Origin of the sequence: Nocardioides sp. YIM 152588 (assembly GCF_040191335.1) — a bacterium.
In the GTDB taxonomy this organism is placed as follows: domain Bacteria; phylum Actinomycetota; class Actinomycetes; order Propionibacteriales; family Nocardioidaceae; genus Nocardioides.
Map to the genome: position 1 here is coordinate 50,037 of NZ_JBEGDJ010000016.1, position 19,576 is coordinate 69,612.

20 protein-coding genes are annotated in these 19,576 nt (G+C 73.9%); 8 read left to right on the top strand and 12 right to left on the bottom strand.

Annotation, left to right across the window (positions count from 1 at the left end; genetic code table 11):
* The first annotated feature begins 88 nt into the window (after positions 1-88).
* The gene (locus ABLM29_RS10285) at positions 89-1,762 is read left to right on the top strand and encodes a glycoside hydrolase family 13 protein (protein WP_502889208.1); all 1,674 of its coding nucleotides are present in this window, start codon (positions 89-91) and stop codon (positions 1,760-1,762) included.
* Between the two features lie 58 nt (positions 1,763-1,820).
* On the opposite strand, the gene ABLM29_RS10290 is transcribed toward ABLM29_RS10285, so the two are convergent.
* Genes ABLM29_RS10290 through ABLM29_RS10310 form a run of 5 tightly spaced genes read right to left on the bottom strand, consistent with a single transcriptional unit; the run spans position 1,821 to position 8,491 of the window.
* Entirely contained in the window at positions 1,821-2,921 is a 1,101-nt protein-coding gene (locus tag ABLM29_RS10290; protein ID WP_349714009.1) for an MBL fold metallo-hydrolase, read from the bottom strand.
* A complete protein-coding gene (gene mhpA / locus ABLM29_RS10295; protein WP_349714010.1) occupies positions 2,918-4,474 on the bottom strand; it encodes a bifunctional 3-(3-hydroxy-phenyl)propionate/3-hydroxycinnamic acid hydroxylase MhpA in 1,557 nt (518 codons plus the stop codon). The genes ABLM29_RS10290 and mhpA overlap by 4 nt, the downstream gene beginning before the upstream one ends.
* Positions 4,471-6,351 (bottom strand): acyl-CoA synthetase, encoded by a 1,881-nt coding sequence (locus tag ABLM29_RS10300; protein WP_349714011.1) that lies wholly within the window; start codon positions 6,349-6,351, stop codon positions 4,471-4,473. Before ABLM29_RS10300 ends, mhpA begins: the two co-directional genes overlap by 4 nt.
* Positions 6,348-7,301, bottom strand: a complete 954-nt coding sequence (locus tag ABLM29_RS10305) for a fumarylacetoacetate hydrolase family protein (protein ID WP_349714012.1) — start codon at positions 7,299-7,301, stop codon at positions 6,348-6,350. Before ABLM29_RS10305 ends, ABLM29_RS10300 begins: the two co-directional genes overlap by 4 nt.
* Positions 7,298-8,491 (bottom strand): VOC family protein, encoded by a 1,194-nt coding sequence (locus ABLM29_RS10310; protein WP_349714013.1) that lies wholly within the window; start codon positions 8,489-8,491, stop codon positions 7,298-7,300. The genes ABLM29_RS10305 and ABLM29_RS10310 overlap by 4 nt, the downstream gene beginning before the upstream one ends.
* 129 nt (positions 8,492-8,620) lie before the next feature.
* Between ABLM29_RS10310 and ABLM29_RS10315 the strand changes: the two genes are divergently transcribed.
* Both ABLM29_RS10315 and ABLM29_RS10320 read left to right on the top strand, forming a co-directional pair.
* The gene (locus ABLM29_RS10315; protein ID WP_349714014.1) at positions 8,621-9,262 is read left to right on the top strand and encodes a TetR/AcrR family transcriptional regulator; all 642 of its coding nucleotides are present in this window, start codon (positions 8,621-8,623) and stop codon (positions 9,260-9,262) included.
* Between the two features lie 76 nt (positions 9,263-9,338).
* Positions 9,339-9,752 carry a hypothetical protein gene (locus ABLM29_RS10320; protein ID WP_349714015.1) on the top strand — a complete coding sequence of 138 codons (414 nt, stop codon included), beginning with the start codon at positions 9,339-9,341 and terminating at the stop codon, positions 9,750-9,752.
* 10 nt (positions 9,753-9,762) lie between these two features.
* Here the strand turns inward: ABLM29_RS10320 and ABLM29_RS10325 are convergent, their stop codons facing one another.
* Complete coding sequence (locus ABLM29_RS10325; protein WP_349714016.1) at positions 9,763-10,371, bottom strand: DUF47 domain-containing protein; 609 nt, start codon at positions 10,369-10,371, stop codon at positions 9,763-9,765.
* On the bottom strand, positions 10,368-11,384 hold the full coding sequence (locus ABLM29_RS10330; protein ID WP_349714017.1) for an inorganic phosphate transporter: 1,017 nt from the start codon (positions 11,382-11,384) through the stop codon (positions 10,368-10,370). The genes ABLM29_RS10325 and ABLM29_RS10330 overlap by 4 nt, the downstream gene beginning before the upstream one ends.
* A gap of 101 nt (positions 11,385-11,485) precedes the next feature.
* Here ABLM29_RS10330 and ABLM29_RS10335 point away from each other — a divergent pair, with 101 nt between their 5' ends.
* The gene (locus ABLM29_RS10335) at positions 11,486-11,911 is read left to right on the top strand and encodes a hypothetical protein (protein WP_349714018.1); all 426 of its coding nucleotides are present in this window, start codon (positions 11,486-11,488) and stop codon (positions 11,909-11,911) included.
* Here the strand turns inward: ABLM29_RS10335 and ABLM29_RS10340 are convergent.
* Complete coding sequence (locus ABLM29_RS10340; RefSeq protein ID WP_349714019.1) at positions 11,901-12,917, bottom strand: NAD-dependent epimerase/dehydratase family protein; 1,017 nt, start codon at positions 12,915-12,917, stop codon at positions 11,901-11,903. The two genes, ABLM29_RS10335 and ABLM29_RS10340, sit on opposite strands and share 11 nt — an antisense overlap.
* A gap of 116 nt (positions 12,918-13,033) precedes the next feature.
* On the opposite strand from ABLM29_RS10340, the gene ABLM29_RS10345 reads away from it, so the two are divergent.
* The 4 genes from ABLM29_RS10345 to ABLM29_RS10360 all read left to right on the top strand — a co-directional run bounded on the left by ABLM29_RS10345 (position 13,034) and on the right by ABLM29_RS10360 (position 16,287).
* Complete coding sequence (locus ABLM29_RS10345) at positions 13,034-14,041, top strand: AraC family transcriptional regulator (RefSeq protein WP_349714020.1); 1,008 nt, start codon at positions 13,034-13,036, stop codon at positions 14,039-14,041.
* A gap of 61 nt (positions 14,042-14,102) precedes the next feature.
* Positions 14,103-15,029, top strand: a complete 927-nt coding sequence (locus ABLM29_RS10350) for a S1C family serine protease (RefSeq protein WP_349714021.1) — start codon at positions 14,103-14,105, stop codon at positions 15,027-15,029.
* Positions 15,030-15,100: 71 nt separating this feature from the next.
* Positions 15,101-15,586 carry a cupin domain-containing protein gene (locus ABLM29_RS10355; protein ID WP_349714022.1) on the top strand — a complete coding sequence of 162 codons (486 nt, stop codon included), beginning with the start codon at positions 15,101-15,103 and terminating at the stop codon, positions 15,584-15,586.
* Positions 15,587-15,693: 107 nt separating this feature from the next.
* Positions 15,694-16,287, top strand: a complete 594-nt coding sequence (locus tag ABLM29_RS10360) for a hypothetical protein (RefSeq protein WP_349714023.1) — start codon at positions 15,694-15,696, stop codon at positions 16,285-16,287.
* 73 nt (positions 16,288-16,360) lie between these two features.
* Here ABLM29_RS10360 and ABLM29_RS10365 read toward each other — a convergent pair whose 3' ends face one another.
* The 4 genes from ABLM29_RS10365 to ABLM29_RS10380 all read right to left on the bottom strand — a co-directional run bounded on the left by ABLM29_RS10365 (position 16,361) and on the right by ABLM29_RS10380 (position 19,510).
* Positions 16,361-17,065: a sulfotransferase family protein gene (locus ABLM29_RS10365; RefSeq protein ID WP_349714024.1), complete on the bottom strand. Its 705-nt coding sequence runs from the start codon at positions 17,063-17,065 to the stop codon at positions 16,361-16,363.
* 29 nt (positions 17,066-17,094) lie between these two features.
* Positions 17,095-17,889: an MBL fold metallo-hydrolase gene (locus tag ABLM29_RS10370; protein WP_349714025.1), complete on the bottom strand. Its 795-nt coding sequence runs from the start codon at positions 17,887-17,889 to the stop codon at positions 17,095-17,097.
* Positions 17,890-17,991: 102 nt separating this feature from the next.
* Positions 17,992-18,261 carry a DUF1876 domain-containing protein gene (locus ABLM29_RS10375; RefSeq protein WP_349714026.1) on the bottom strand — a complete coding sequence of 90 codons (270 nt, stop codon included), beginning with the start codon at positions 18,259-18,261 and terminating at the stop codon, positions 17,992-17,994.
* Between the two features lie 190 nt (positions 18,262-18,451).
* Positions 18,452-19,510 carry a M12 family metallopeptidase gene (locus tag ABLM29_RS10380; RefSeq protein ID WP_349714027.1) on the bottom strand — a complete coding sequence of 353 codons (1,059 nt, stop codon included), beginning with the start codon at positions 19,508-19,510 and terminating at the stop codon, positions 18,452-18,454.
* Positions 19,511-19,576 lie beyond the last annotated feature (66 nt).

A 19,576-nucleotide genomic window follows, 5' to 3' on the forward strand; every position in this document is an offset into this window, starting at 1 on the left:
TAGCCCAGCGCTCCGCCGCCTTGCGATGCACGCACTCGGAGCACGACTTGGGGCACGGATTTCGAGCGCAGGTCACTAGGTTAGGGGTGTGAGCGGCAGCGACGGCGGCTCGCCCTGGTGGCGCACCGCGGTGATGTACCAGGTCTACCCACGCAGCTTCGCCGACGGCAACGGCGACGGCGAGGGCGACCTGCCGGGGCTGCTGGCGCACCTGCCGTACCTCGCCGACCTCGGCGTCGACGGCCTCTGGATCTCGCCGTGGTTCCCCTCGCCCCTGGCGGACGGGGGGTACGACGTCAGCGACTTCTGCGACATCCACCCGATGTTCGGCACCCTGGCGGACGCGGACGCGGTGCTGCGCGAGGCGCACGCGCGCGGGCTGCGGGTGATCATCGACCTCGTCCCCAACCACACCTCCGACCAGCACCCGTGGTTCCGCGCGGCCCTCGCGGCCGGGCCGGGCTCGCCGGAGCGGCGGCGCTACTTCTTCCGGGACGGCCGCGGGCCGGACGGCGACGAGCCGCCGAACAACTGGATCAGTGCCTTCGGCGGGTCGGCGTGGGCGCGGGTCACCGAGCCCGACGGGCGCCCGGGGCAGTGGTACCTGCACCTGTTCGCCCCCGAGCAGCCCGACCTCGACTGGACCGAGCCGGCGGTGCTCTATGACTTCGATGACGTGCTGCGGTTCTGGTTCGACCGGGGCGTCGACGGCCTGCGGATCGACGCGGCGCCGGCGATGGCGAAGAAGCTCGGTCTCCCCGACGCCGACTACGGCGGGGTCGCGGAATTCCGCACCGTCGACTGGCACGACAACCCGCACTGGGACGTCGAGGAGGTGCACGACATCTTCCGGCGCTGGCGCGCGATCGCGGACACCTACGACGGGGACCGCGCCTTCGTCGCGGAGGCGGTCGTCAGCACCCCTGCGCGGCTCGTGAGGTACCTCCGGCCGGACGAGATGCACACGGCGTTCAACTTCCCCTACCTGAAGAGCCCGTGGGACGCGGCCGCTCTGCGCGAGGTCATCGACGCGACGCTGGCGTCCTTCGAGCCGATCGGCGTGCCGTCGACGTGGGTGCTGACCAGTCACGACGAGATCAGGCCGGTCACGCGGTACGGCCGGCCGACGACGAGCTCCTTCTTCATCACCGACGGCGAGGGCGAGGAGTCCGACCTGGCCCTGGGCACCCGGCGGGCGCGTGCGGCCGCGCTGCTGATGCTCGCGCTGCCGGGAGGCGCCTACATCTACCAGGGCGAGGAGCTCGGCCTGCCGCACGTCGACGACCTGCCCGACGAGGTGCTCCAGGACCCGATGTTCCTGCGCAGCGGCGGCGCGCTCCGCGGGCGCGACGGCTGCCGGGTGCCGCTGCCCTGGAGCGGGTCGTCACCCCCCTTCGGCTTCTCCCCGGACGGCGTCCTGCCGTGGCTCCCGCAACCCGCGTCCTGGGCGGACCTGACCGTCGAGGCCGAGTCGGGCGACGAGTCGTCGACGCTGTCGCTCTACCGGGCCGCGCTCCGGCTGCGCCGGGGGACGGACGGACTGCTCGGCGCACCGCTGGTGTGGCGGGAGTCCGCCGAGGAGGTCCTCGACTTCGAGCGTGCGGGCGCCCTGCGCTGCGTCGTCAACCTCGGGGACCGACCCGTCGACCTCGGCGGGAGCGACGTGCTCCTGAGCAGCCTCCCGCTGGTCGAGGGCCGGCTCCCGGTCGACGGCGCGGCGTGGGTCCGTCCGTCGGACCCCGTTCCTGCGTCCGGCGGATGACCGCCGGCGCCCGGATTCCGGGCCGGGCGCCGGCGGGGTCGGTGTGGGCGGGGCGAGCTCAGACGGTGATCAGCAGCCCGTCCTCGCCGAGCGTGATCTCGCCGTCGAACTCGTCGCCCATCCCGGAGACGAACATCCGGCGCTGCACGATGTTGTTCGGGTAGGGGATGAGGTGGGTGAGCACCAGGTGCTGCACGCCGGCCTCCTGGGCCTGCTTCGCGAGGGCGATCGTGTCGGCGTGGTACTCGCTGGTGCGCTCCGCGACCTCCGCGTCGAACTCCTCGCCCTCCTCGCGCATGATCGGGATGGCGCGGTCGACGAGGTGTGTCGCGTAGGCCTCGTGGATCACCAGGTCCGCGTCCTGCATGGCCGGCAGCGTGATCGGGTCGACCAGCGTGTCGCCGCTGACGAAGACCTTCTTGCCGGCGTAGGTCAGCACGTAGCCGTACGCCGGGTCGACCGGGTCGTGCGCGACGCGGACCGCGTCGATGGTGACCCCGCCCTCGTCGTACACGCGGGTCGAGCCGCCGTCGGGCACGCGGACCGGTACGCCGACGGCGGTGGCCGCCGCGTCCTCGGTCTCGGCCAGCCGCGGCATGTCCTCGGCTCGGTAGCCGTTGTCGACCCGGTACGCCGACGCCAGGCCGTCGACGAGGCCGCGCACGCCCGGCGGCCCGGTGACGGTCAGCTTCGTGGTCGCACCCCACGTCCATCGCTCGTTGACGAGCGTGCCGAGGCCGTTGAAGTGGTCGGAGTGGAAGTGGGTGAGGAAGACGTCGTCGATCCGCTCGATGTCGACCTCGGAGCGGAAGAGGGACTTCGTCGAGCCCTCGCCGGCGTCGAACAGGAAGGTCCGCCCGCCGGCGGCGACCAGCGTGCAGGCCTGCGTGGCCGCGCTCAGCTCCGGGCTGCCCGTGCCGCACAGCAACACCCGGATGTGGTCGTCGTCCTTCAGGAAGCTGGGGTCAGGCTGGGCGGTGACCTGCTTGCGGATGGCCGCCTCGACGATCCGGTCCTTGGCGAGGTACCCGGCCCCGCCGAGCACCAGGACGCCGGCCAGCAGGGCGAGCGCCAGGCGCCGCAGGAAGCGGCCGATCCGGCGGCGGCGCGAGCGCGGGGTGGTCGGGTCGGGAGCGGCGTCGTCGGCGCTGGAGTTCATCGCGATCCTCGGTCGGTTCGGGGTGTCGGGAAGTCGGGCACCAGGGCGGCCAGGGCGGCCGTGGACGCGCCCGCGGCCTGGACGGCCCCGTCGGGTCGGACCAGGGCGGCGCGGGCGCCGCCGGCCTCCAGCCACCCGTACAGGGCCGTGCCGGGGGCGGCGTCGAGGACGATGCCGCCCCGCGCGGCGACCAGGGTGCGGGTGTGCTGGCTGGCCGGCGCCGTGGTGACCACGGCGAACCGGCCGGCGATCGGGGAGTCGTCCCACCGGCAGTCGCTCGCCACCGCGACCGGCGCGTTGGGGCAGAGCCGCCCGGCGAGCCGGCCGCCACCGCGACCGACGGAGCCGGCGATCCGCAGCCGTGGCGAGGTGCCGTCGATGATCTGCTGCCGCAGGCCCGGCAGGTGCTGCACCCGCGGCACGATCAGCCGGCGGGCGAGGTCGCCCAGGCGCCCGCCCTGCGTCATCGAGCGTCCCATCCAGACGGCGGTCCGGATCAGGGTGCGGGCGTGCGGCTCCCGCTCGGACTCGTAGGTGGCGAGCCAGGACTCGGGCAGCGTCCCGGCGAGCACGCCGGCCACCTTCCACGTCAGGTTGAGGGCGTCGCGGAGGCCGGCGCCCATGCCCTGGCCGATGAACGGCGGCGTCAGGTGGGCGGCGTCGCCGAGCAGGAAGACCCGGCCGTCGCGCCACCGGTCGGCGACCTGCGCGCGGAAGGTGTACTCCGCGACCCGGCGCACCGTCAGTCCGCCGAGCGCGTCCGGGCCGGTGCCGGTCCACGGCGCCAGCAGGGGACCGAGCCGGTCGAGCGTTGCGTGGTCCTCGGCGCTCTCGCCGTCGAGGAGCTGGAACTCCCACCGGTAGCGGGTGGCGCCGACGCGCATGTACGTCGCCGCCCGCTCGGTGTCGCAGACCTGGTGGACGCCGTCCCAGGCGTCGAGGTCGCGCTCGGTGTCGATGTCGATCACCAGCCACCGCTGCTCGAAGCCGAGGTCGGTCATCCGGGCGCCGATGGCGTGCCGGACGGTGCTGTTGGCGCCGTCGCAGCCGAGCACGAACGGCGCCTCCACCGTGTGCTCCTCGTCGGTGTGCCGGTCGGTCCAGCGCACGCGGACCCGGTCCCAGGCGACCTGCTCCACGCCGGTGACCTCGACGTCGCCGGCGAAGGTGACCTCGGGGAGCGTGGCCAGGTGGCGGCGCAGCACGGCCTCGAGCTCGGGCTGGTCGAACATGTTCGCCTGCGGGTGCCCGTGGACGCCCACCAGCCGGTCGCGCTGGAACTCCGCGAGGACGCCGTGGTCGCGGTCCAGCAGCCGGAGGCCCCGGGCGGGCCGCGAGATCTTGGCGAACTCCGCGTCCAGCCCGAGCCGGCCGAGGATCCGGTGCACCTCGTCGTCCAGGTGGACCGCGCGCGGCTGTGGGTAGACGTCCGCCCAGCGGTCCAGCACCAGCGTGCGGACGCCGTACTGGGCCAGCAGCGAGGCGGCGGTGACGCCGGTCGGGCCGGCGCCGACGATGACGACCTGCGGAGCCTCGGGCATCCCGGTGCTCATCGGGCCTCCAGTCGCCAGGCCAGTGCGAAGCCGTCCAGGATCGTCTTCACGGCCGCCTCGTCCACGGCCTGTGCGTCGACCGCGACGGTGACCACGACGCTGCCGTCGGGGGCGGCCGCGGTGACCTCGCGGACGCCGGCCTGATCGGCGAGCGCGGCGGTGACGGCGCGGCGTGCGGCGTCGGCGCGCAGCGTCGGCTTGAACGGCTTGCCCACGGCGGTGACCGGCAGCGCGTCCACGACGTTCACGGCCTTCGGCGCGGCGGCAGCCTCGGCGACCCGCTCACGCGCCCAGGCGACCAGCTCCTCCTCCGGTACGGCGGACGCCACGGTGACGTACGCGACCGGGACCTCGCCCGAGTGGGGGTCCGGCATGCCGACCGCACTGGCGCCGGTGACCTGGGGGTGGTCGAGGAGCACGTCCTCGATCACCGCGGGGTCGATGTTGTGACCGCCACGGATGATCAGGTCCTTGGCGCGCCCGGTCAGGTGCAGGAAGCCCTCGGCGTCCACCCGGCCGAGGTCGCCGGTGTCGAGCCAGCCGTCGACGAGCTTGCCGAGGCCGTCCAGGCGCAGCGCGCCGTCGGCGTCGCGCCCCGTGACGTAGCCGGGGAAGACGGTGGGGCCTGAGATCACCAGGGTGCCGGACTCGCCCGTCGGCAGGTCGGTCCACGTGCCGTCCTCGCCGACGCGGACCGCCTTGATCCGCTGATAGGGGAAGCGCTGGCCGACCGAACCGGGGCGCGGGTGGTCGGCGAAGCTGCGGGCGCTGGCGCAGGTCGCCTCGGTGAGGCCGTAGCCCTCGACCAGCGGTACGCCGGTGTTCTGCTCGAACGAGGAGCGCACGCCCGGTGGCAGCATCGAGGCGCCCACGATGGCGAACCGCAGGCTGGAGATGTCGGCGTCGACGGGCACCCCGGCGAGGACCGCGTACACGGTCGGCACGGCGCTCATGGTGGAGATCCCGTAGCGCTCGACGAGCCGCCAGATGCATCCGTAGAGAGCGAGGTCGCGGTACCCCAGCGGACCCGCCCACACCGCGTGCTGGCCGCGGAACATCGGGGCGAGCAGGGTCACCAGGAGCGCGTTGACGTGGAACAGCGGCAGCGCCGCGAAGAGCGCCGCGTCGTCGCCGAGGGCGGTGTTGGCCGCGATCGCCCAGGCGTCGGCCACCTCGTTGCGGTGGGTGTGCGCCGCCAGCTTCGGGGCGCCCGTGGTCCCGCCGGTGTGGAACAGCGAGGCAACGTCGTCGGCGCGCGGTGCCTCGCCGACGAAGTGGTCCGCCGGGCAGCCCTCCGCGGCGGAGACCAGGTCCAGCACGCGGGCCGACCCCAGCGCCGGCAGGTCGCCGACCGGCTCGCCGGTCGGGCCGATCACCAGGACGGTCTCCAGCACGCCGTCGGCGGCCAGCACGGCGAGGTGCTCCCACAGCGTCGGGTCGAGCGCGGGGGACGCGGCCACGGCGACCCGCGCCCCGGAGAGCGTCAGGAGGTGGCGCAGGTGTGCGGCGGAGAGTGCGGTGTTGATCGGCGCCGCGATGCCGGCGACCTCGGCGGCCAGGGTCGCGGGCAGCAGCGCGTCGCAGTTGGGGGAGAGCAGCGCGACGGCGTCGTGGCGGCGCACCCCCTCGCGGTGGAGCAGGTTGGCCACCCGGTGCACGTCGTTGCGCAGGTCGACGTAGGTGCGGGTGAGCGGGGCCTCCCAACGTTCGGCGTCCGGCAGCACCACGGCAGCAGTGCGGCGGGGCCACAGGTCGGCGGCACGGAGCAGCAGGTCGTAGGTGGTCGCCGGTAGGCCGCGCTCGGCCAGCGGCACCTCCTCGACGCTGGCGAGGTCCGCCGGGGCGTCGTACGTCTCGGGGAACAACCCGGCGCTCATCGGGCGTACCGCACGGTCGTGCGCTGGGTACCGAGGTCGATCTTCCCGTCGGGGGTCTCGATCGAGACCTCCACGACGTCGCCGTCGGCCAGGTACTTCTCGTTCTTGGCCTGCGACTTGAAGAAGGCCTTCCACTTCACCGCGGGCGGCAGCAGGGCTCCGATGATCTCGATCGGGCGCGGCGGGGCCTTCAGCGCCGTGCCGCCCGGGGTGCCGGTGAGCACCAGGTCGCCGGGGTCGAGCCGCTGGAAGCCGGCGAGCGCGGCGAGCGCCTGCCACGGCGCGTAGATCATGTCGGCGCCGGTGCTGTCCTGCCGCGGCTGACCGTTGACCGAGAGCCGCAGGCGCAGCTCGCGGAAGCGCTCCAGCTCCTCGCGGTCGAGCAGCACGAGCGCGGGCCCGGTGGGGGTGAAGGTCGGGTAGGACTTGGCCTCGAAGAACTGCGTCTTGGGCAGCTGCAGGTCGCGGGCGGAGACGTCGTTGGTGACGACGAAGCCGGCGACGTGGTCGGTCCAGCTCTCCTCGGTGACCTCGTCGCCGACCGTGAGCGGGCTGCCGATGACCAGGCCCAGCTCGACCTCGTAGTCGAGGAACCGCGCGTGCGCGGGCTTGACGATGTCGTCGGCGGGGCCGCTGATCGAGCCTGACGCCTTGCGGAAGAACGTCAGCGGGATGGTGTCGGGGTCCATGCCGGACTCGGTGACGTGGCTGACGTAGTTGGTCATCTGGGCGACGACCCGGCACGGCGCGCTGACCGGGGAGACCAGCGCCAGGTCGGCGACGGGGGTGCCACCGGGCCCGGCGGCGGCCGCCTCGACGGCGGCGCGGTCGGCCAGCAGCTCGGCGGTGGTGGACGCGTCGGTGGCGACGCGGGCGGCGGTGCCGTCCGCGGTGAGGACCCACCAGGAGGCGCGCCCATCGTCGAGGGTGCGGAGGACGGAGAGGCTCACGAGGCAGCTACTTTCATCAGTCCGCGGAGGCGTTCGAGATCCCACTCGTTGTCCTCGCGCAGGGAACGGATCATGGATCGGAGCTCGGCGATCGACTCCTTGCCGGGAGCGATGCCGAGGAAGTCCTTGGTGGCGGGCGGGCCCCACTGGGCGAGGCCGGAGGCGGTCATGGGTGCCCAGCCCGGGTCGAGCGTGCAGTCGAACAGGTCGCCGTCGCTGAAGTGCTCGACCAGGAAGCCGTCGGGATCGCGCCAGTAGTCGAAGATCTGGCTGCCCTGGATGTGGCGGCCGATGCCCCACGACCGCTGGTAGCCCTCGTCCAGCAGGAACTCCCCGCCGGCGGCGAGCGCGTCGAGGTCGGCGACCTGGTAGGCCGAGTGCACGTAGCGGTTGGCCGGCCCCAGCGTCATCGCCAGCGTGTGGTGGTCGGCCGGCTCGCTGCCCCGGTCGCAGCGGATGAAGCTCATCGTGGGACCGCGGTGGCGCTGGCCCTCGAAGTAGAGGAAGTCGCTGACGATCAGGCCGAGGTGCTCCAGGTACCAGTTCAGTGCTTCCTGGTACCTCGTCGACTGCAGCACGACGTGGCCCAGGCGCTGCACCATCGCCGGTGCGCGCGGCGGTCGCTGGGTGGCGTTGGTGCGGCGCACCTCGTGGCCGGCGTTGAACGTGCGCGGCTCCTGGCCCGGCAGGGCGGGCAGCTCGTGGGTGCCGGCGACCACCCGCACCGGGAGCCCGCTGGGGTCGACCAGCTCCACGCCCGCGCCGCCGATCGACTCCGGCATCGGGCGGACCCGGGCGCCGGTGGCGTCGGCGAGGCGGACCAGGTCGGCGGCCTCCGCGGCCATGAACGTGGGCCCGAGGAACCTGGAGCGGGGACCCTGGCGCAGGATCACGCAGGGGGCACCGGGGTCGGTGCCACGCAGCTGGACCTCGCCGGGGGCCTTGGCGGCGGTGGTGAACCCGAAGGCGTGCGCGAAGCGCTCCGCGGCGCGCAGGTCGGGCTTGGCGAACTCCAGCCACGCGATGTCGCGGACCTTGATCACCGGGTTCCGGGCCCGTCCGGTGTGCTCGCCGGGCAGGCCGCCCTGCTCGCTGTGCAGGTCGCTGTGGGTGCCGTGGGCGTCCCCGCCCACCGGCGGCGTGGGTGCCTGCGCCGCGGTGGTCGCGGTGCCGGCGGTCGGCGTGGCCATGGGCGCCTCCTCTCAGAAAGTGACGCAATCGTCAGATATGGCGCGGGTCACAGTCAAGCATTTCTGACGCTTTCGTCACAACACGATGTGACGAAAGCATCAGAGGTGAACGTGTGGCATGATCGCGCCGTGTCCGTCGTCGAGCCGTCCCGCACCGACCGCCGCCGCGCCCGTACCCGCGGCGCGCTGGTCAGCGCCGCGCAGACGCTGCTGGCCGAGGGGCGCACCCACGTCGCGGTCCTGGAGATCACCCAGCTCGCCGACGTCGGGCTGGGCAGCTTCTACAACCACTTCGACAGCAAGGAGGAGCTGTTCGCCGCAGCCGTCGACGACGCGCTCGAGCTGCACGGCTCCCTGCTCGACGAGCTGACCGCGGACATCGAGGACCCCGCGGTCGTCTTCGCCCACAGCGTGCGCCTCACCGGACGGCTGCACCGGCGCCTCCCGGACCTGAGCAAGGTGCTGGTCAACCGGGGCGCCCAGGTGGCGTTCGCCGAGAACGGCCTGGCCCCGCGCGCCCTGCGCGACCTGCAGGCCGGCGTCGCCGCCGGCCGGTTCCGGGCCACGGACCTGCGCATCGCGCTGACGATGGTCGGCGGCGGCCTGCTCGCGCTCGGGGCGCTCCTGCACGCCGAGCCCGAGCGCGACGCCGAGCTGGCGGCCGACACCTTCTGCGAGGACGTGCTGCTGATGCTCGGCGTGCCCGAGGCCGAGGCCCGGGAGATCTGTGCCCTGCCGCTGCCGGACCTGGACGGACTGGCGGCCGGCTGACGCTCCTACGGAGCGGGCCGGTCGGCCTCGGACCGTTCCGGCCCCGCGCCTGACGCCGGTGCGGCACCATCGCGCCATGTCAGTGACGGGGCGGGCGCGGTCGTTCGTCGACCGACGCCCGCGAGCGAGCGCAGCGCTCCTGGGGGCGATGGCGCTGTTCGTCGTCGTGTACGACGCGGCGAGGATCGCGCGGTCGCCGGTCCTGGCCGGCGGGGAGGCGTGGTGGCCGGGAGTCGTCATCGGTACGGCCGCGGGCGCCACCGTGCTGCTCGCCGGTCTCGTCGTCCGCCAGCGACTGGGGCACTCGGCGCTCGACGTCGCGGCAGGCGCCGTCGTCGTGCTGGCCTTCGCGGTCTCTCACCCGCGCCACGGGCCGGAGGATGTCGCTGGCGTCGGCGCCGTCGCGGTCCTGGTCGCCGTCGATGTGGTGCTGGTGGGGCTCATCGGCTCGGCCGCTCGCTGGCGGTACGCCCAGCCGGCGCGCCGGTGAGGCGGGAGGCTCAGGCCTCCTTGACCACCGCGTACCAGACCCGGTCGGCGACCCGTGTCATCCGCTCGCCGACCTCCAGCGTGCGTCGGTAGAGCTCGCCGCGGGCGGCGTACTCGCGCAGGTCGGCGACGTCGAGGAGGCCGCGCATCGCGTCGCGGTAGACCTTCTCCATGCGCCGTTCGCAGGCGACCGCGGCGTCGGCCTCGCGGGTGGCGGCGTCGGCGGACCCGGCGAGGCTGGCGAGTGCCCGGCACAGGTGGATGGTGCCGGTCGCGACCTCCTCGGCCATCGCCACCAGGTGCCGGTCGGGGGAGACCGCGTACGCCTCGGCCTCGCGGACCACGTTCTTCAGGCCGTTGAGCACGGCGTCGAGGCGCTCGGAGAGCGTGTACAGGTCCTCCTGGTCCACCGGTGTGCTGAACGCGCGGCGCAGCTCGGTGGCGAGCCGGCGGCGCTGGTCGTCGGCGCGGTGCTCGCAGTCGCGGACGGTCGCCTCCTGCGCCGGGTCTCCGGCCGCCCAGTCCAGGAACGCGGCCGCTCCGGCCACGGTCGTGTCCGCCTGGGCGGACAGCGTGGCCAGCACGTCGGGGTTCTCCGGCAGGAACCAGTGCCGCTTCACAGGACCACCCTCTCCGTCATCGCGACGGCCGCGCCGATGCCGGCGCTCGCCGGCAGCGTGACGACCCAGGCCAGTGCGATCTCGCGCACCACCGGCCACCGTACGTGGCGCCACCTCCTCCCGGTGCCCACGCCGGCGACCGAGGAGGCCACGACGTGGGTGGTGCTGACCGGAGCGCCGAGCGCCGCCGCGCCCCCGATCACCACGGAGCTCGACGCCTGGCTGACCAGGCCGTCCAGCGGGCGGATCCGGTAGATCCCGCGGCCGACCGTGCGCACGATCCGCCACCCGCCGAGCGCCGTGCCGACGGTGAGCGCGCCGGCGCAGACGAGCTTCACCCACAGCGGTACGGCGAAGGCGTCCAGCGAGCCCGTGGCGACCAGCGCGAGCGTGATCACGCCCATCGTCTTCTGCGCGTCGTTGGTCCCGTGCGCGAACGCCAGCGCTGCCGAGGTCACCCACTCCCCGCCGCGGATCGCGCGCGTCACGCCGCGGTGGGCCCGCCGCAACGAGCGCGCCGCCAGCATCTCGCCCAGCCAGCCCGCGAGGAGGCCCAGCACGGGGGAGATGGCGAGCACGGCCAGGACCGCGGCCACGCCGCGCGGGCGCCAGCCGTCGAAGCCGCCCCAGTCGATCGCTCCGAGCCCGCCCAGCGCGACGCCGGCCCCGACCAGTCCGCCGACGAGCGCGTGCGAGGACGACGACGGCAGGCCCCGCCACCAGGTGATCAGGTTCCACGCGACGGCCGCGAGCAGCGCGGCGAAGAGGATGCGCAGGGTGTCGTCGGGCTCGTAGGTGACCAGGCCGCCGACCGTGTCGGCGACGGCGGTCCCGGCCAGGATCGGGCCGAGGATCGTGAAGACCGCCGCCACGGCCACCGCGGTGAAGGGGCGCATCGCCCGCGTGGCCACCGGGGCGGCCACCGAGTTCGAGGAGTCGTGGAAGCCGTTGGTGACGTCGAAGCCGACGGCGAGCAGCACGACGACCACGACGCCCGCCTCGCCACCGATCACCCGGGAAGTCTGTCGCAGCGGCACCTCGGGCGGTGCGGCTTTCGGCCGCCGTCGGCGCGCCGGTGCCCGGAATACCAGCGCGGCCGGATCGCTTGTGACAGGTGGGTCCGGCGGCCGCGACCGCGGCCGCCGAGGAGCCGACGCTGGAGGGCGGTCGCATGCCGGAGCACCCCGATCAGGAGGGCGTCCTGCTGGTGCGCGCCCACCGGGAGGCCGCGCTCGAGGCGCTCTCCCACTCGCTCGGCACGAGCTCGCTCTGCGCGCTGTCGCGCACGGGCCGCGCCATGCCGGCGGCGAAGTTCCACGAGGGGGCCTCGCGGGCCTTCGCGGACGTGCTCCGCGCCGCCGGCGCCGCTCCGGACGACGAGCTCGAGGCGATCGTCGTCGCGGTCGCGGCGCGGTGGGAGGCCGACGAGGCCGGCCGCGCCGGCCTCGGCCCCGACTGGGCGGCGTACGCGGCCGGCGGCGGCGAGGGGCTCGCCGACCTCGTCGACGAGCTCCGGGCCCGTGCCGTGGTCAGGCGCTGATCAGGCCGGACTCCCTCGCCCACTCCTCGACCCGCTCCATGCCGTCCTCGAACGTGACCAGCGGCTCGTAGCCCAGGCGCTTGCGGGCCTTCTCGATCGACGTGGTGCCCGTCCGGTTGAGCATGTGCATGGTGCCCGCCGCGAGGTCGGAGTGGGTGCCCGTGCGCCGGATGAGCGCGCCGACCAGGTTCGCCAGGGGTGCGGCGATCCTCATCGGGAGGTACACGACCTTGCCGCCGCTCATGTCGGCGAGGCGGCCGAAGAAGTCGCGGCAGGGCATGCCGATGCCGTCGGTGAGGTTGTAGATGTGGCCGCGGGTCTCCTCCGCGTGGGCGAGGACGAGCACCATGCCGTCGACGAAGTTGTCGATGTAGACGGGCGTGAAGACGCCCTTGCCGCCGTTGGGGAGCGGGAAGCCGGTGGGCTTGACCATCTCGGCGATCGGCGAGCGCACCCAGACCGAGCCCGGGCCCCACACGTCACCGGGGCGGATCACGGTCACGTCGATCTCGCCCGCGGTGTGGGCGGCGAGGACGACGGCCTCGGAGTTGACCTTGGTGTCGGTGTAGGGGTCGTACTCGATGTGCACCGGGTAGGTCTCGTCCGCGCCGTCGGGGAACGAGAAGCCGTAGGCCATGATCGAGGAGAAGTGGATGAACCGCCGGGCGCCGGCGTCGACGGCGGCGCGGAGCACGCGCTGGGTGCCGAGCACGTTGACGTGCCACGCCCGCTCGAGGCTGTAGGCCGCGCCGAGGAGGGCGGCGGTGTGGATGACGACGTCGACGCCGTCGAGGGCGTCGGCCCACTCCTCGGGCCTGGTGATGTCGCCGGCGATCACGCCGTGCTCGGGGTCGGCGACCAGGTCGACGCCGGTGACCGTGGCGCCCAGGGCGCGGAACCGCTCGGCCATCGCCCGGCCGATGAAGCCGTTGGCGCCGGTGATGAAGACGTGCTGGTCGAGGGCCGGGGCCGGGCGGTCGGCGTCCGTGGTGCGGTGGTCGGTCATGGCGGGGGTCCTTCCGAGACTGGTGGGGTGGTGGCGGTGGCCACGGTCACCAGGGTCCGTGAGGTCGGCCTCCTTCCCTTTGACATCTCTGGACTCCGTCTTTGATATTTGGGGACATGTCTGTGATCCGCGGCACATGCCTCCTCGGCTTCCGCGACCTCGTGCGCGAGCTCGGCGCCGACCCGGACGCGATCCTGCGCCGCGCCGGGATCCGGCCGGCGGACGCCGGCAACCAGGACGTCTTCCTCACCTACCGGAGCCTCTCCGCGGCGATGGAGGCGGCGGCGACGGGCACCGGCCGCCCCGACTTCGGCCGGCTGCTCGGCACCCGGCAGGGGCTGGGCGCGCTCGGCCCGGTGGGCGTCGCCACCCGCACGGCCGCCACGATGGGGGAGGCGATCGGGATCGCGCGGACCTACATGGCCGCCTACAGCCCGGCCGTGGCGGTGGCGCTCGAGCCCACCGACGATCCGGACCGGACGTTCTTCGAGTTCCGGATCGTGGCCGGCGGCATCGGCCCCGCCCGCCAGACGGTCGAGCTGTCGCTCGCGATCGCGCTGGAGGTCTTCCGCTACCTGGGGGGCAGCGGCTTCCGCGCCCTCCGCGTGCACCTGCCGCACGACCCGCTGACGGCGCCGGGGACGTACGAGGAGTACTTCGGCTGCCCGGCCGCCTTCGCCCGGCGGCGCGCCGGGTTCACCCTGCGCACCGGCGACCTGTCCCGCAGCGTGTCCGGCGACGCCGGCGCCCACCAGGTGATCCTCCGCTACCTCGAGGGCCTGGTCGCCTCCGACGAGCCCGGGCTCGCCCCACCGGTGCGGCGCGTGGTCGGGCAGCTGCTGCCGACGGGCGCCGTGAGCGCGGGCCTGGTGGCCCGGCAGTTCGCCCTCCACCCGAAGACGTTCCAGCGCCGGCTCGCCGAGGAGGGCACCACGTTCGCCGCGATCGTCGAGGAGTTGCGCCGGGAGCAGGCCGAGCACTACCTGCGCGACACGGACCTGACCATGGCGCAGGTCGCGCGCGAGCTCGGGTACGCCGAGCAGAGCGTGCTGACCCGCTCGATCAACCGCTGGTACGGCGTCGCCCCGAGCGAGCTCCGCCGGCGGCTGCGGCTCCCGGGCTGAGGCGCGGTTCGCCCAGCGCGAACGCCGGAATCCGGCGTACCCACGGACCGTTGACCCCGATGTGGACGAGGAACCTCTCGACGCCTACTCGGCCGTGGTGACCTCCGTGGCCGCGGCGCTGACGCCGCGGGTCGCCGCGCTGCGCCTGCGCGGCCCGCGCGGCGAGTCGGCCGGGTCCGCCGTGACCCTGACGGGCGAGGGCCATCTCGTGACCAACGCGCACGTCGTCGGCGACGCGACCGGCGGCGAGGCCGAGTGGGGCGACGGCACCTGGGCCCGCTTCGACGTCGTCGGTCGGGACCCGCTCTCCGACCTCGCCGTGGTCAGGGCCGACCGCGCGGTCCCCGAGCCGCCCGAGTTCGGTGACGCCGACGACCTCCGGGTCGGGTCGCTGGTCGTGGCCGTCGGCAACCCGATGGGCCTCTCCGGCTCGGTGACCGCGGGCGTGGTCAGCGCGCTCGGCCGCGCGATGCCGGCCCGCACCCGGCAGGGCACCCGGTTGATCGAGGACGTGATCCAGACCGACGCCGCGCTCAACCCGGGCAACTCCGGCGGCGCGCTGGCCGACGCCCGGGGACGCGTCGTCGGGATCAACACCGCGGTCGCCGGCATCGGCCTCGGGCTCGCGGTGCCGGTCAACGCGACCACCAACCGGATCATCGCGGCGCTGCTCCGCGACGGCCGCGTGCGGCGCGGCTACCTCGGCCTCGTCACGGCGCCGGCGCCGCTGCCCGCCGGCTGGGCCGAACGCGTCGGGCACCGCACGGCGCTGCGCGTCGCCGAGGTCGTGCCGTCCAGTCCGGCGGCCCGCAGCGGCCTGCACGCCGGCGACCTGCTGATCGCGGTCTCGGGGGTCCCGCTGCGCGATGCCCAGTCGCTGCAGAAGCGGCTCTTCGCGGAGGCGATCGGCACCCGGATGGAGATCACGGTGCTCCGCAACGGCGCACTCGTCGACGTCGTCGTGGAGCCCACCGAGCTGCGCGACTGAGCCCGCGAGCGCCCGGGCTTTCACTCGTTTCGGTGAGAGCCGGTCCGGGGAGCGCGCCGTACCGTCGGCTCATGTCGTACCCCGACCCGACCTACTTCGGATCCGGCGAGGTGCTGGCCCGGTTCCGCCCGGTGGAGCACCCGCCGGAGCTGCCCCGGCCGGGCGGCGCGGCGCACTACCTCGCCACGGGCGCGACGACCGGGGGCCGGTTCGGCCTCTACCGCTGGGACATGGGGCCGGAGGTCGCGGGCGCCGACGCGCACTACCACCGCACCATCACCGAGTCGTTCTTCGTGCTCTCCGGAGCCGTCCGGCTCTACGACGGCGCGGACTGGGTCGACGGGCGGCCGGGCGACTTCCTCCACGTCCCCGAGGGCGGCATCCACGGCTTCCGCAACGAGTCCGGCGAGCCGGCGTCGCTGCTCATCCTCTTCGTGCCCGGTGCGCCCCGCGAGGCGTACTTCGAACGGCTCGTCGACCTCGCGGAGGGCCGCTGGCAGCCGAGCCACGAGGAGCTGCTGGCGTTCTTCGAGGAGCACGACAACCTCTACGTCTGAGGCTCGCCGGCCACCCCTGTCGCGCGGGCCCGGCCGAGCGTAGATTCGAGGATTGCCCTCCCACCCCCCGATCCCGAGAGGTGGGTGTCGACACCGAGGAGGGGCACGTGTTCATACAAGTGATTCAAGGGAAGTGCGCGCGTCAGCAGGAGCTCCACGAGCACCTGGACAAGTGGCGCACCGAGCTCAGCGCCGGGGCAGACGGCTGGCTCGGAGGGACCTACGGGTTCACCGACGACGAGATGTTCGTGGGGGTCGTCCGATTCGAGTCCCGGGAGGCCGCGATGGCCAACTCCGGGAGGCCCGAGCAGGGCGCCTGGGCCGAGGGCATGATGGCGCTGTTCGACGGGCCGGTCGAGTTCCACGACTGCGACGACGTCACCCTGATGATGGACGGCGGGTCGGACAGCGCCGGCTTCGTCCAGATCATCCGCGGCAAGGTCGACGACGTCGACCGGCTCAAGTCCATGATGGCCGGCAACACCGACATGCTCCACGAGGCGCGGCCGGAGATCATCGGCGGCACCCTCGCGATCGAGCCGGACGGCACCTTCACCGAGACCGTCGCCTTCACCAGCGAGGCCGCCGCCCGGCAGGGCGAGGGTCAGGAGCCGCCGCCCGAGGTCCGCTCGGACCTCGAGTACGCGATGGCGGGTGCGGAGTTCTACGACCTGCACCAGCCCTGGTTCGAGTCCCGCTGAGCCGGTAGCAGCGGCCCACGGTGAGCCCTCGGCCGGCGACGGCCGGGGGCTCGTGCCCGCCCGGGACGCCGCGCTACGTCGATGCCTCCGGCGGTCGACCCCGCCGGGCGCCGCCGGCCGCCGGTGGGCGCGCGGTGGCGACGCGCCGGGCATCCCTGCGGGCACGGGCCCGCCCGCGGGACAGGTAGTCCGCGGTGCTGTTCTCGTGCGGGAACGTCCGGTCCGGGACCGGCAGGCCGAGCGCCCGGCAGATCGGCCCCCAGCCGTCTCCCGGCTGCCACTCGACGAGTCGTTCGGGAGCGATCTCCGCGCGGACCTCGGCCAGCCGCCGCTCGTAGCCCGCGATGGCCTGCTCGGCGTCGTCGAGGTCGGTGAGGAGGTCGCTGAGAACGACACGGAACAGGGGCACCGCCGGGTCGGCGTCGTCCTTCGCCAGCATCTCGCGCGTCCGGGGCAGCACCGTCGCCTCCATGCTGCGGAGCCACACCTGGGGGTCGGCGCGACGCGACAGCAGGACCGGCGCGTCCGGGTACGCCGCGGCCAGCTCGCGCCAGCAGCTCGAGAACGGTGCGTCGACCCCGGCGGCATAGCCCGCGAGGAGCTCCTCCCACTCCGGTGGTCGCCCCTCGAGGGCGGCCACCCAGGCGGGGACGTGCTCGGGGTGCGCCAAGGCCTCGCTCATGTGGTAGACCGGCGCACCCAGCAGGTGGCGCAGAGCCTCCCGCAGCGACGACGTGCCGGTGCGGGGCGGGCCGGCACCGATCAGTCGCAGGACCACGTCCGCAGTCTAGGAGCGGGCCGGCAGTCTTAGGAGCGCGCTCGGGCGGCCAGCGCGTCGAGCTGCACCGGGTCGTGGGCGGCGAGGACCGTCACCTCGGGGTGCCCCGACGCGAGCTCGGCCAGCCGATCGTGGTTCTCGCGGATCGTGCGGCGCGACGTGGCCAGCGCGTCCTCCGCCCATCGGACGGCGCGGGGCACGGGCGTGCCGTCGACGTACCCGCGGTGGTACATCGCGTCGCCGGCGTGGAGCAGCCAGCCGTCGCCGCCGTCGACGGCGACGCAGGCATGGCCGAGGGTGTGGCCGGGCAGGGGGACCAGCGCGATCCCGGCGGCGACGTCCGTGAGCTCGCGGGCCGCGGCGAAGCCGAGCCACGGCTCGCCGTCGGCGCCGTGCTCGACGACCCTCGGGCCGTGCGCCCACTGCGGCGACCGGTAGCGCAGGCGCTCGCGGCGCCCGGGCGAGCGGACGGCGGCGTCGTACTCCTCCGTGGTGACGTGCACCGCCGCGTCCGGGAAGTCGGCGAGACCGCCGATGTGGTCGATGTCGAAATGGGTGACGACGACGTGCCGGACGTCGCCGCGGTCGAAGCCCAGCGCCTCGACCTGGGCGGCCGCGGTCTCCGCCGGGTCGAGGACGGGGCGGAGCAGCGCCGGCATCACCGGCCCCAGCCGGGCCCGGGTGTGCGCGACGTCCTCCAGCCCGAAGCCGGTGTCGACCAGGACCAGCCCGGCGTCGTCGGTCTCGACCAGGAGCACGTGGCAGACCATCCGGCCGACCAGCGGCGCGTTCATGGTTCCGCAGTTGAGGTGGTGGACCCGCATGGCTGACCTCCCGTGACGTGACGTCACAGTCAACCAGTGGATCGGCCGCCGCCACAGCGCGAGTCGGCAGAAAGTTCCTGCCGGGTCGCGGTGCGGCGGCGGTCAGCGGTGGGTCACGTTGGCGTCGACGTCCTCGTCGGCCAGCTGCAGCAGCTCGTCGGCCAGCGCGCTGAGGGCGCGCCCCACGGCGAGCTCGTCGCCGATCTCGGGCACGCCCGGGTCGTGCGGGTTCTGCCGCGCCGTCCCGGTGGCGGAGAGCGTCCGCTCGCCCGTGTCCAGACGCGCGTCGGCGTGCGTGCCGCCGTCGCGCTCACCGATGAAGATCTCGACGTGCCACGTCTTGGTGTGCACGTGCCCGGTCGATGCAGTCATGTCCGTCGCCTCCCGACCGCGTCCCGGCCCGGCCACGGTGGCGGGGCGGTTCCCGCGGGTGGACGACCGACAGGTGGCGTACCGCGGCGCATGCGTGAAGGCCGTAGCACGCCGCCCGCCGGTCTGCCTCCATTGCGCCACGCCCACCGGTCGGCGGGCAGGGTCGAAGGTCCCGAAGCGTCGGTGGTGCCTACCAGGCCATCACCGCGGTCTGCCCGGACGCCCAGGCGTAGTACAGCCGGATGCGCACCACGTAGGAGCGCCCCGCCACGAGCTTGACCTTCACCAGCGCGTTGCGGTCCTCCCCGCTGTCGTCGTCGCCGGCCAGGAACCGCAGCTCGCCGTCGACATCCTCGAACACCACGAGGACCGCGTCGGCGGAGCCGAAGGTGCCGACGTTGAACTCCCGGCTCGCCTCGGGGCGGAACGCGAAGTCGGCCTGCTGGCCGGGCGTCAGCGAGAGCGGCACCGACTGGAAAGGCGTCAGGTCCGGCAGGTCGTCGCCGTCCAGCGGCGGGTACCAGTAGCGGATGTAGGCCTGGTCGTCCGCCGACAGCGTCCCCGGCGGGAAGATCCCGTCCTTGTACTCCTCCGGGGCCAGGATCAGCCCACCCGGGAACTGGTACTCCATGATGCTGTCCGGGTCCCAGTTCCCGCCCTCGACCTCGCGCGGGTCCAGCTTGCGCAGCACGTTGTGGAACGTCGTCTCGCGCGGCCAGTTGTTCGGCGGCCCGCCGAGGAACTCGTAGACCGCCTCCTCGTCCCAGGTGATCCCGGCGTTCGGGTTCTGGTGCTCGTGCGGCATCCCGAGCGTGTGCCCGATCTCGTGCCGGGCCGTGGTGTGGCCGTACGGCGTGGTCAGGTCCCACCCGAAGTTCATCGTCCGCTCGGTCGCCCCGATGCCGAGCACGTCGCGGCCCACGTAGGACCACGACCCGTCGCCGGCCTGGAAGCCGATCCGGACCTCGGACTCCGACGCCTCGGCGACCTCGGTGAACGAGAGCCCGATGCCGAGGTCCTTCCACTCCGCGAAGGCGCCGCGGACCACGTCCATCTGGTCGCCGTGCTCCGCCTCGTCGGCGAGGAAGTGGTAGTGCAGCACGGTCCCGTTGACCCACTTGCTGGCCGTGACGACGATCGCGCGCTGCCGGTCGAACGTCAGGTCCGGACGGAACTGGGGGAGGCTGCGGGGATAGGTGGAGCAGTAGCTCAGCGGCTGGCTCGGGGATGTGTCCTGCGGTTGCGACATCGGTGGTCACCAGGTCTCGGGTCGGGGCGGCGCAACGGTCCTTCGAGCATCCCGTCGGGGCCACCG

Coding starts and splice junctions, on each gene's coding strand:
- ABLM29_RS10290 (WP_349714009.1), bottom strand. CDS start 2,921: ATGAACTCCAGCGCCGACGACGCCGCTCCCGACCCGACCACCCCGCGC.
- mhpA (WP_349714010.1), bottom strand. CDS start 4,474: ATGAGCACCGGGATGCCCGAGGCTCCGCAGGTCGTCATCGTCGGCGCC.
- ABLM29_RS10300 (WP_349714011.1), bottom strand. CDS start 6,351: ATGAGCGCCGGGTTGTTCCCCGAGACGTACGACGCCCCGGCGGACCTC.
- ABLM29_RS10310 (WP_349714013.1), bottom strand. CDS start 8,491: ATGGCCACGCCGACCGCCGGCACCGCGACCACCGCGGCGCAGGCACCC.
- ABLM29_RS10320 (WP_349714015.1), top strand. CDS start 9,339: ATGTCAGTGACGGGGCGGGCGCGGTCGTTCGTCGACCGACGCCCGCGA.
- ABLM29_RS10340 (WP_349714019.1), bottom strand. CDS start 12,917: ATGACCGACCACCGCACCACGGACGCCGACCGCCCGGCCCCGGCCCTC.
- ABLM29_RS10345 (WP_349714020.1), top strand. CDS start 13,034: ATGTCTGTGATCCGCGGCACATGCCTCCTCGGCTTCCGCGACCTCGTG.
- ABLM29_RS10355 (WP_349714022.1), top strand. CDS start 15,101: ATGTCGTACCCCGACCCGACCTACTTCGGATCCGGCGAGGTGCTGGCC.
- ABLM29_RS10370 (WP_349714025.1), bottom strand. CDS start 17,889: ATGCGGGTCCACCACCTCAACTGCGGAACCATGAACGCGCCGCTGGTC.
- ABLM29_RS10375 (WP_349714026.1), bottom strand. CDS start 18,261: ATGACTGCATCGACCGGGCACGTGCACACCAAGACGTGGCACGTCGAG.
- ABLM29_RS10380 (WP_349714027.1), bottom strand. CDS start 19,510: ATGTCGCAACCGCAGGACACATCCCCGAGCCAGCCGCTGAGCTACTGC.